Annotated in this window: 8 protein-coding genes; 1 reads left to right on the forward strand and 7 read right to left on the reverse strand. The window is 39.0% G+C overall.

What is annotated here, in order from left to right:
* Positions 1-6 precede the first annotated feature (6 nt).
* The 6 genes from H9629_RS12885 to cadR form a co-directional block, all read right to left on the reverse strand.
* Positions 7-906 (reverse strand): cation diffusion facilitator family transporter, encoded by a 900-nt coding sequence (locus H9629_RS12885; RefSeq protein ID WP_125279792.1) that lies wholly within the window; start codon positions 904-906, stop codon positions 7-9.
* An 85-nt stretch (positions 907-991) separates the two neighbouring features.
* Positions 992-4,150 (reverse strand): efflux RND transporter permease subunit, encoded by a 3,159-nt coding sequence (locus H9629_RS12890; RefSeq protein ID WP_086197159.1) that lies wholly within the window; start codon positions 4,148-4,150, stop codon positions 992-994.
* Positions 4,140-5,390, reverse strand: coding sequence for an efflux RND transporter periplasmic adaptor subunit (locus H9629_RS12895; protein WP_086197158.1), 1,251 nt, complete (start codon positions 5,388-5,390; stop codon positions 4,140-4,142). Before H9629_RS12895 ends, H9629_RS12890 begins: the two co-directional genes overlap by 11 nt.
* A gap of 1 nt (position 5,391) precedes the next feature.
* Positions 5,392-6,759 carry a TolC family protein gene (locus tag H9629_RS12900; protein WP_086044984.1) on the reverse strand — a complete coding sequence of 456 codons (1,368 nt, stop codon included), beginning with the start codon at positions 6,757-6,759 and terminating at the stop codon, positions 5,392-5,394.
* A gap of 48 nt (positions 6,760-6,807) precedes the next feature.
* Positions 6,808-7,218 carry a hypothetical protein gene (locus H9629_RS12905; RefSeq protein WP_025465702.1) on the reverse strand — a complete coding sequence of 137 codons (411 nt, stop codon included), beginning with the start codon at positions 7,216-7,218 and terminating at the stop codon, positions 6,808-6,810.
* A 142-nt stretch (positions 7,219-7,360) separates the two neighbouring features.
* Positions 7,361-7,753 carry a Cd(II)/Pb(II)-responsive transcriptional regulator gene (gene cadR / locus H9629_RS12910; RefSeq protein ID WP_004281856.1) on the reverse strand — a complete coding sequence of 131 codons (393 nt, stop codon included), beginning with the start codon at positions 7,751-7,753 and terminating at the stop codon, positions 7,361-7,363.
* Positions 7,754-7,843: 90 nt separating this feature from the next.
* Here cadR and H9629_RS12915 point away from each other — a divergent pair, with 90 nt between their 5' ends.
* On the forward strand, positions 7,844-9,124 hold the full coding sequence (locus tag H9629_RS12915) for a cation transporter (RefSeq protein ID WP_191731218.1): 1,281 nt from the start codon (positions 7,844-7,846) through the stop codon (positions 9,122-9,124).
* A 161-nt stretch (positions 9,125-9,285) separates the two neighbouring features.
* On the opposite strand, the gene H9629_RS12920 is transcribed toward H9629_RS12915, so the two are convergent.
* Positions 9,286-9,990 carry an IS6-like element IS1006 family transposase gene (locus H9629_RS12920; protein WP_191731219.1) on the reverse strand — a complete coding sequence of 235 codons (705 nt, stop codon included), beginning with the start codon at positions 9,988-9,990 and terminating at the stop codon, positions 9,286-9,288.
* Positions 9,991-11,767 lie beyond the last annotated feature (1,777 nt).

Here is an 11,767-nt window from a genome sequence, read left to right on the forward strand (position 1 = left end):
AGCACTTTAATGTTTATGCTGTTCCAATGTATTACATTCCGTACTTTCTATTTGTAACGTAATTTCAGTAATACTATGATTATGTTTTAGAACGTCTAAGGCCTTTTGATAGAGCTGATCTGGATCGCTATTAGGAGCAACCAAATGAGCAGTTAAATGAATGTTTTTTGAAGATATAGCCCAGACTTTCAACTGATGAATCCCTTCAACACCCTCTAGCATCAATAAATCATTTCTTAACGACTCAATATCAATCTCATCAGGAACCCCTTCAAGCAGAATATGGATACTTTGTTTTAATAAAACCCAAGTTCGAGGTAAAACCCAGAAGCCAATTAACACAGCGATTACGGTATCTACCCACATCCACTGGGTAAAATAAATGACCACTCCTCCGATAATCACGCCTATCGATCCCAGTGCATCACTAAGAACTTCTAAATATGCGCCTTTCACATTTAGACTTTCTTGAGCACTCGCAGAAAGGATTTTCATTGAAATCAAATTTATGACCAAACCAATGACTGCGACAATCATCATTCCAACACTTTGAATTTCAGCAGGATTCGTAAAACGTTGGTAAGCTTCATAGACAATATATATCGCCACCACAAAAAGCATCACTGCATTAAACAGAGCCGCTAAAATTTCGAATCGCTGATAGCCAAAAGTTCTTTTATCATCTGCGGCTTTTTTACCAATTTTGATAGCAGCAAGAGCAATAGCTAATGCGGCTACATCAGTAAACATGTGAGCGGCATCAGACAGTAATGCTAAACTTTGGGTAATAAAAGCAGCGACAACTTCTACTATTAAAAAAGTAGTCGTTAAACCCAAAGCAAACATTAATTTCTTACTATTTCCTTCAGTAACAACCGCATGGCTATGATCATGATGTTCTGACATAAAATTTTCCTTATTTAATCCATGATTAGCAGAGATATTTGAGACAGACCCAATATCTCTGCTAAAAATTGCTTAATCTAATGGATTAAGAAGCTTTCTTTTCATTCATCCACCGGTACAGTACAGGCAGTAAAACCAATGTAAGCAGGGTAGAGGAGATAATTCCTCCAATGACTACAGTCGCTAAAGGTCTCTGTACTTCTGCCCCAGTCCCGGTTGCCAAAGCCATCGGAACAAACCCAAGCGAAGCAACACAAGCGGTCATCAGCACAGGTCTAAGACGCAAAATTGCACCCTGCCACGTTGCATAATAAAGGTCATATTGCTGTCGCAACTCTTTGATAAAGGTGAGCATGACTAAGCCATTCAGTACAGCCACCCCCGATAGTGCAATGAAGCCAACCCCTGCTGACATGGATAATGGAATGTCACGCAACCACAACGCGATTAAGCCTCCACATAAGGCAAACGGGACACCACTAAAGACCAGTAAGCTTTCTTTGATATTATGGAATACAGCCATCAATAAAATAAAGATCGTCAACAATGCGAGCGGAACCACCAATTGCATACGCGCTTTTGCAGACATCAGATTTTGAAATTGACCGCCATAATCTATCCAATAACCGCTTGGTAATTCCTGTTTGGATAACGTGCTCTGAAGTTCTGTTACGAATGAGCCTAAATCGCGTCCTTCTACATTTGCAGTAATAACCACCCGACGTTTACCATTTTCACGGCTGACCTGATTAATACCCAGGATATTTTCAACGCGTGCAACATCTTGCAGTTGGACTAAACCACCATTTGGCAATTGAACAGGAAGTAGCGCTAACTGCTCGGGACTACGCTGGGATTCATCTAGACGGATAACAAAATCAAAACGCTTGTCTCCCTGTAGAATGGTTCCAACATTTTGACCACCGACACTTGTCGCCACCAGATCCTGAATTGCTCTTACCGACAAGCCGTATTGTGCTGCTCTGGACTTATCAACTTCTACATTCAACAAGGGTAAGCCGCTGGTTTGCTCTACATTAACGGCTGTCGCGCCTGAAATTGATTTAATTTTCTGAGAAATCTTATTCGCTTCACGATTCAGAATTTCCATATCATCGCCAAATAACTTGACACCCACATCACTTCGCACCCCTGAAATTAACTCGTTAAAACGCAGTTCAATGGGTTGCGAGAACTCACTGTTATTTCCCGGCAATGTCGCTAAGAAAGTAATCATTCTTTGGCGAAGCTCATCAATCGTTTGTTTTGGATCAGGCCATTCATCATGAGGTTTTAACAGTACCACGCCATCTGAAATGTTGGGTGGCATGACATCTGTGGCCACTTCTGCTGTACCGGTACGGGCAAAGATTGCTTTAATTTCAGGAAATTCTTTCAACAGTAACTTTTCAGTATTTTCCTGCATTCTCAGTGACTGTTCTAACCCTGTACTTGGGGAACGCATTTGCTGAACAGCAAAATCACCTTCACCCAGTTGAGGTGCAAACTCGCTACCTGTTTGAGTAGCTAGCACACCCGTAAGCACTAAAATACAGGCAGCCACAATAGTCACAAATAAACGAAGCTCATAGGCTCTATCTAAAAGCAATTCATATTTAGTTTTAAGCCAATGCATCCAGCGACTTTCGGTTTCCTTGACTTCTCCAGTGACAAATAGGGCAACTGCGGCTGGCACAAAAGTGACAGATAAAATCATGGCCCCAATTAAAGCCAGTACAACCGTCATTGCCATAGGATGGAAAAGTTTGGCTTCTACACCCGTCAGGGTAAAGATAGGTAGATAAACCACCAAAATAATTAACTGTCCAAAGATGAGAGGACGACGCGCCTGTTTTGCAGCCAAGAAGACTTCTTTAAATCTTTCAGAACGGCTAAGTAAACCACCTTTCAGCTTCTGAGCTTCTGCTAGCCGACGGATACAGTTTTCTACAATAACCACTGCACCATCAATAATAATACCGAAGTCCAGTGCCCCTAAACTCATCAGATTTGCACTAATCTTCTGCTCTGCCATTCCCGTCAAGGTAAACAGCATTGACAGTGGAATAACGCAAGCCGTGATCAGCGCAGCACGGAAATTACCTAGAAAGAGAAATAAAATAACAATGACGAGGATTGCACCCTCAATCAAATTTTTCTGAACGGTTTTGATCGCCCGATCAACCAAATGCGTACGGTCATACACAGTCTCAATCACCACACCTTTAGGTAGCGATTGCTGGATCGATTGCACCTTTTCATCAATGGCTTGAGCAACGGTACGGCTATTTTCTCCCATCATCATCATGGCAATACCCAATACAGTTTCTTCACCATTATAGGTTGCAGCCCCTGTTCTTAAGTCATGACCAATTGAGACATTGGCGACATCTGCCACCCGAATAGGATAGCCGTTTTTATTGGTAATACTGATGTTCTGGATATCTTCAATCGTGTTTAAAGTGCCGGGAACACGAACCGTTAGCTGTTGTCCATTTTTCTCAATATAGCCAGCACCACGGTTTTCATTATTCTCTGTTAAGGCAGTTTGTAAATCAGACAAAGGAATTTGCAATTGTTGCAATCGGTTCAGATCAGGGGCAACCACATAGGTTTTATTAAAGCCACCGATACTGTTGATCTCCGCAACGCCTTTTACGCGCTGTAATTGCGGTCTTACAATCCAATCCTGAATTTCACGTAAATCCATCGCCGAATAAGGGGTTCCATCCGGCTTTTTAGCATTTGGTTCGGCTTTAATCACCCATTGATAGATTTCACCTAAACCTGTCGAAATAGGCGACATGTTAGGTTGCACATCTTCAGGCATTTCTCCCATTGCTTCTTGCAAGCGCTGGTTGATAAGCTGTCTGGCCCAGTAAATATCCGTGCCATCTTCAAAAATGATGGTCACTTGCGATAAGCCGTAGCGTGAAATCGAACGGGTTTGTTCCATTTTCGGCATGCCTGACATGGCATTCTCAATTGGATAGGTAATCCGCTGTTCCATTTCCAAAGCCGTAAAGCCATTGGCTGAAGTGTTAATCTGCACCTGAGTATTGGTAATATCCGGTACAGCATCAATCGGTAACTTTTGATAACTATAAATACCAATAGCAATCCAGGCTGCAATAAACAGCATGACCCAGATTGCGTTATGAATAGAAAACTGGATCAGCCGATCAAACAGCCCTTCAGGTTTTACCGATTCGTGGTCTGGAATGTGAGGGCTTTTAGTGCTCATGTGAAGCCTCTCCTTTTTCCATCTCAGATTTCAGTAAGAAACTGCCTTGAGCGGCATATTTTTGTCCCTGATTAAGCCCATTTACCACTTCAATCCACTGGCTATCCCCAGACGATTGACCTAATTTCACCGGTTGCGGAGTGAATTCAACTTTTTGTCCATGCTGAGTGGCGACAAAAACCACATCTTTTCCATCGACATTCTGAACTGCGGACTTAAGCACCCGTAATGCGGTACTTTCACTGCGTTGTTGCAACTGTACGTTTACCATCAAGTTTGGACGTAATTCGGTTGCATTCGATTCAACTTTTGCTCGCACCTGAAGACGACCTGTTTGAATATCCGCTTCAGTATTTAAGGTTTGAATAACCGCCCTATAGACCTTTTCAGTTTGCAAAGATTTAAATTCGATCTTTTGATTCGGGGCTAAGCCCACAATTTCAGAATTTGGAACAATAAATTCAAGCCAGAGCTGATCTAACCGGTCTATGGTAAAGAGTTGACTTGCTAACTGAACATTTTCCCCGAGAACCAAATCCTTTTTACTGATCACGCCAGAAATTGGGGCTTTTAAAATATAACGCCCGTTACTAGCATTCACTGCACCAAATGCACTTAAACGTGATTGGGCCGCTTGAACCTGGATTTGTGCCCGTTTATAACTGTTATAAGCCCGTTGATAGTCCTGTTTTGCTGAGATACCCTGTGACCACAATTGACGCTCACGCTCAAAGTCTTGTTTCGCCAGTTCCAGATTGGTTTGTTCAATTTTAAGATTGGCCTGCTGATCAACTAGATCAGGAACAAGCAATGTAGCCAAAGGCTGCCCTTTCTGAACTTTTTGGCCGAGTTCTACATAAACATTTTCTACATGACCGCTAAAACTCGGTGAGACATGCGCTTGCTGATCCGTATTCACATTGAGTTTGGCAGGATAAGAACTTAATTTAACCACCGGACCTTGATCGACCGCTGATAACTGTATGCCCTGTTCCACCAGTTGCTTGGCCGTCAGGCTCACGCCTTCTGCATGCTCTTCGGTTTCACCGCCATGTTCTTCACTTCCATGTTCCTCTGCGCCTTCTTCCTCTGCATGTTCATCTGATGTTTCAGATTTATTCTTACCCGACAAGATCAAGAAAATACTGAGGAGTACGGTTGCGCCGATGACCAAACCAATCAGTAGAGGTTGAGAGATTTTTCCGCTCTGTTTTTTTAAGCTGTTTTTAAGATCGAACATGTTAATTTCCCCCACCAATGACAGGCATGGCCTGTATGTCTTGCCATAAGTTTTGATTGATTTGTGCAATAGCATCTTTCGACATGACTTCACTTGGGCTAATGCCTAAGCTCAAACTTTCTGCTTCAATGGCCTTTTGCCAGCCATCCCGTAACAACTGGACTTTACGCAGACGGATGTCTTGTAATTGAAGCGTGGCTTGCTGAACATCGGTTAAAGCAAACTTGCCTGCCAAGAAACCTTGTAGCGTCTTACTTTGAACTTGAGTCGCCAAAGGAATTTGAGTCTCGTCAACGACTTTGAATTGCAGCTCTAAACCCTGCAACTCGGTTAAAATTGTGCCTATTTGCAGCGCATTTTGCTTCAGATAAAACTCTTTCTGACGCTCTAATAAGTTCATTTTTTCTTGCGCGATTTTTATGCCATTTTGCTGACGATCGAAAATATTAAGCGGTACACTGACTCCGACTACTAATTGATTTTGTGTGGAGTTTTCCAAGGATTGGGTGCGGTTGACACCTAGGTTTAAAGTGGGGTTAGGACGTGCCTTTGCCCTTAGTTGATCAACCGTTGCTTGAGACTCTAATACCAGTAAAGCTCGATATTTCTCAACGTAGTTTTCCGCTAAATATTCTTGAACCTGTTCATGAGTCGATTTTGGCCAGAGCTTTTGTGAAGAGAGGTTTACCTGCAATGACTTATCAGACGTACCCCATAAATTTGATAATTGTTGGGTGGCCACTTGTACCTGTAAGTCTGCCTGTCTAAAAAGACGGATATTTTCAGCATGGCTTAAACGTGCGCGATTTACATCTACTTGGGCAATACTGCCTGCATTAAAGCGCTTTTCGATTGCTTGAAGGTTTTCTTGGCTCACCCGAAGTTGTTCATTGACAATGTTTTTTTCAAGTTCAGCAATGGCCAGTTGTGACCATACATATTTCACTGCAAGCTCAATTTGTGCTTGATAAATCTTCTGTTTCAGCGCTGTTTTATCTGTAGAGAGACTGGCTAATTTTTGGTTTGCTCTTCGCTCACCAAAAATATCCAAGGGTTGTGATATGCCAATGGTAAGCTCTTTTTCATTATTTGAACCAAATCCCGTTTGTTCAACTGACAGTTCAGGATTTTTAAACAGCTTACTTTGCTGAAGATTCGTGGCATTAATGCTGTTTTGCGTTTCCCAGAAATTTTGGGACGCTTGATACTGGTTGACCTGATCAATGGCTTGTCGCAGCGTTAAATCTTGAGGACTGGCGACTACAGAAGTACTCAAGCTGATCATTGCGGATAGCAAGACACCTGTACGGAATGCTGACCAGGATAAATTCAGGATAGAAGTATCCTGATATAATTTGTTTTTTGACATGAAATGCCCCACACATAATGAGATTAGGAGTGGTGGGCTTTTATAAGACTACCCCACCAATAGTAGGGGCAAATCAGGAGGGGGTGTTAATTGATTCAGATAAGGGGATTTATAAAAAGTTCTTCCCAAATAAGATGGTGTAAGGACTGTCTCAAAATGAGTTTTAAGCTTCAAATCATCGGGTGGGTCAATCTGAATCACGATTGTATTTGAGAAATGACTGCACTTTTCGTTAAAACAAACCTTCTGACAATAGTCATAAATTTCTTTATAGTTTTCTAAGGAATAAAGTGCTTGACTAGGACTATCACTCTTTTCGTCTAAATCGATTGGATTAGAGAGTATTGAATTGGGTATGTTTGGCATTTCATGCAGACACGCAGCCTCTGCCACACTCCAAATATTCTGGAATGTGAATAAGAGTACCAATATCTGGATTAGAAATGTTTTTCTCTTCATACACAAATCTGTATTTAAAACACCAATAAGAAGCTGTCCAGATCTATCAAAGATCTGATCACAGAATTTGAGTAACCTTAAACTTTTTGCAGCCTTAAGTAAAGATATACAGAATTTTTGAAAAAAGCATAGGTCTAGATAATCAAGCTAGATTTTTTAGAACTCCACATTGGTCAATTGTACATAAGCCATCACAAGTACCTCTTAAATCAGATAATTGTTCAATAAGCTTTTGTTGCTTGATTATATTTTCTCTGATAGCACTGACATGTAAGTCAATTAATTCATTCACATCTGAACAATTTTTCTTGGGATTATCTTTATAGGTGAGTAATTGACGAATTTCATTCAAACTCATATTTAAAGTTCGGCAATTCAAAATAAACTTAATTCGCTCAACATAGCCTATATCGTAAAGGCGGTAATTTCCTTCCGTTCTTTCGGGTTCCGGAATTAAACCTTCCTTTTCATAAAACCTAATTGTTAATACTGAACATGAGGTTTTTTTAGAGAGTTCACCAATTTTTAAATGCATTGAGTTGGTATTTCCAAAAAATCTTGACTCTATAGTAACTATAGGGATTCTAATATTCAAAGTTTATAAATTTTTTTAATGGGTATAACTATGAGTGGCTGTGGATGTAGTAAAGAAACACCATGCGAAGATAAGAAATCTCAACAAGAAAATCATCCATCAATTGCAGAAGCAAGCAATTCAAAGAATTGTGATAATACGCCTAGCTGTTGTGGTGAAGAGGAAGAAGAAAAATCTTCATCTCCTTGCTGTAACACTTCAAACAGTTGTGAAGATACCGCTCAATCCTGTTGTGGTTCTGATCCCAAAGAAAATTTAAGCACTGAAAACGTTTTAAAAGATTCGCACTACATGAGTGAATACTTAGTTCCCAAAATGGATTGTTCTGCGGAAGAACAGATGGTTCGTATGGCGCTATCTTCAATTGATGGTGTTCAAAAACTCATCTTTGATTTACCTAACCGGTCTTTAAAGGTTCTACATAATCAAAAAGATGAAAATATAACTACCAAACTTGAAGCTTTGGGTTTTGGTGCAAAGCTTGTGAAGACTGAAACTTATATAAGCAATCAACAGGCTAAGCAAACAAGTACCTATACCATTCCTAAAATGGATTGCTCTGCTGAAGAGCAAATGGTCCGTATGGCTCTTGCAGATATTGAAGCAGTTAAAGGTCTTACTTTTGATCTTCCCAATCGAAAACTGAAAGTCTTCCATAATGAAGGGAGTCAGCAAATTACGGCCAAACTTGAAGGACTGGGTTTTGGGGCGAAACTTGATGAAACACAGCTTTCTTCAGGTGACCTACCCAATGAACCTGATCCTGTAAGACAAGCTAAAGTACTTAAACTGTTATTAGGCATTAATGCTCTACTGTTCTTTATAGAATTCATCAGCGGTATTATTGCTGCTTCTACAGGATTGATTGCTGATTCTCTAGATATGTTTGCCGATGCAGCCGTTTATGGTATTGCGCTATATGCCGTCGGGAAAGCTGCGAAATATCAAGTAAAAGCAGCTCATTTTGCAGGCTGGATTCAGTTATTACTCGCTGTCATCGTGATTGTTGACGTCATTAGACGATTCATGTTTGGAAGCGAGCCAGAATCAACGCTCATGATTGTTATTGGCCTGCTCGCACTTATAGCTAACGTGACATGCTTATATCTTATTTCTGGTCATCGAGAAGATGGCGCACATATGAAAGCCAGTTGGATTTTCTCAGCGAATGACGTTGTGGTAAATATGGGCGTCATATTTGCCGGTGTACTCGTGGCATGGACGGGATCAGCTTATCCAGACTTAATCATTGGTATACTGGTTTCTTTATTCGTACTTAATGGTGCTCGAAAGATTTTGGCTTTGAAGTAAGGTACAACAAGAGTTATACCGAGCGAACCAATACTAAAAACCCCAGCAGGATGCCGGGGTTTTTTCTTTTCTAAACATCTGGGGTGATTGATTAAATGGTCATCTAAAAGGCACTGTTGCAAATAGAGATTTGAGTCGATGATGTTCCCTTTAAAAAGTACTTAGAGACCGAAAACCCTGTTGATTAGACACACTTCACCCTGAGGCTGACCATAATAAAATGACGATGCTTGTCCTTTACGTAGTGCACGCATGACTTCAATACCTTTAATTGTGGCATAAGCCGTCTTCATAGATTTGAATCCTAATGTGGCCCTGATGATCCGCTTTAGCTTGCCATGATCACATTCAATCACGTTATTTTTATACTTAATCTGCCTGTGCTCAAGGTCTGGTGGACATTTACCTTCCCGTTTTAACCGTGATAAAGCACGTCCATATGTGGGTGCTTTATCCGTGTTGATCATTTGTGGAATTTGCCACTTCTTCACATTATTTAAAATTTTTCCAAGAAAACAATATGCTGATTTGGTATTACGTCTAGAAGAAAGATAAAAATCAATGGTATCGCCACGTTGATCGACTGCACGATACAGATAAGACCATCGTCCATTCACTTTTACATAGGTTTCATCAATATGCCACGAGCTCAGATCTGTAGGATTACGCCAATACCAGCGTAAACGTTTTTCTATTTCAGGAGCATAACGTTGAACCCAACGGTAAATAGTCGTGTGATCAACATTCACACCCCGTTCGGCCAGCATTTCCTGCAGTTCACGATAGCTAATGCCATATTTACAATACCAGCGCACAGCCCAAAGAATGATTTCGCCCTGAAAATGCCGACCATGGAAAGGATTCATATGCTGCACCTTTAGCTAAAACAGTCTTCAGCTTACCATTCGTGGTTATTTGCAACAGTGCCTCCTAGAGATCCTTCTAAAAAACGAAAAAGAAAAAGTCCTCAAGAGTTGGTTTCCAGAGGCCGTAAGTCGGCTACTAAACCAGTGACAAATTGAGAAGATTAAATAATTTTTATATTTAAGATTTTTGTTATATATGTTTTAATTTTTAAGTCTTGCATTTAACTTAGGTGTTTTCAAATAATGACACAGTTTATGTTAATAAACTCTTTTATAAGACAATCGAGTACAAATTAATAGCATATTTCACTTAATACAACTGTCTTTTAGTTCTGAGTTAATGCAACAGTTGAGGTGTAGGGCATAATTTCGAACTATTTAAACGAAATTTAAAGCAGATACCTGATGGGCTTATATCCTTATAGATAAAGGCTATCAGGGGTTCTAGATGATAAAAAAATTATAAACTAAAAAATTTTATTGATGAAACTAAAGAAACTTTAAATAAGTTCTAATAATGTGTCCATTATTTTGGCTATTCTCTGCTCTATGGTTTTATAAGCTAAATATATTTTTCAATTTTAATTGAGTTATTCACCTACTTTTAAATAGGGGTATATCGCCTGATAACTAATTTCAAATACCTAGCCTGATACCATTTTTGGAATGTACTTCCCTCTCTCCCACTCTTGGGGAATATTAACTCTTAAAACTTTGTGCAACAAAATCATTCTGAAGAATGCACAAAGGGTTATAAGAATGTTTACCTAAATTGAATAGTTAAACAGCCATCAATTATTTTATATGCTTAATCCAATGATTCCATATTTGAATTATTGGCTATAAAAGGATTGGGGGTAGTGTATAGTGGTTTGAAATTTTAATAACTAAATTTGTTAAAAAATCTTTTCAATATACAGTTCATCAAGCAATCTTAGATTTCTTAGAAATCATTACGCCCAAAGCTAAAATAACGCATGCAACTTTTTAAAGAACCATATAGTATGCTGAGTTTTCATAAATAGAGAGAATACCTTTATTTACTTAAAAAGGAAAAAGTAACTTTAATATAATTCACATTATTAGCAAATCACAATATTCTGGAGAATTTTGTCTTCTAAACCTTCAACATTTAGATAAAGTATTGTTATTTAATGATACAATAAAAAGTTTATTCATCTTGTTATTTAATCTAGATAAGTTAAATCAATTGCTTCTAACAATCCATAGAAATAAATACACTAAAGTAGTGGCTACTGTGGCCATGCATAAAGAAGCCAACAAAATATCTTGAGTGAAGCTATTTAATAGAATTGCTCCATCATAAAAATATTGTGTATTTCGTCCATAATGAACTGCAAGTATTTCTAAAACAATCCAAGTTATAAAAAATGCCATAATAAATGTAGGAAGAAAGATTGATTTATATTGCCATTTATTATTATAAAAAAACTTTACAGTCATCATTACAATGAATAAACATAACCCTAATACTAAGTAATACATAATTTTAAAGTTCTCTTATTGAATAAATATAAATACATATCTTTATTTAATAAAAGATATGTATGTAAAATATTGATGAATTATTCTTTCTTTTGGATAACTTTACATTTATCTTTGCAACGATAACTACTCCAACGACCTGAAGTATAAGTAATCAATACAGTTCGGCCCGCAAATTCGCCATTTACATAAACTGATATGTGCTGAATTAGCAGGAGACTTTCACTTGGGATATGCTAGGCAGCTAACCGATAAAAGTTCTCTGCTATTT

The organism is Acinetobacter pecorum (genome assembly GCF_014837015.1).
Taxonomy (GTDB): Bacteria; Pseudomonadota; Gammaproteobacteria; order Pseudomonadales; family Moraxellaceae; genus Acinetobacter; species Acinetobacter pecorum.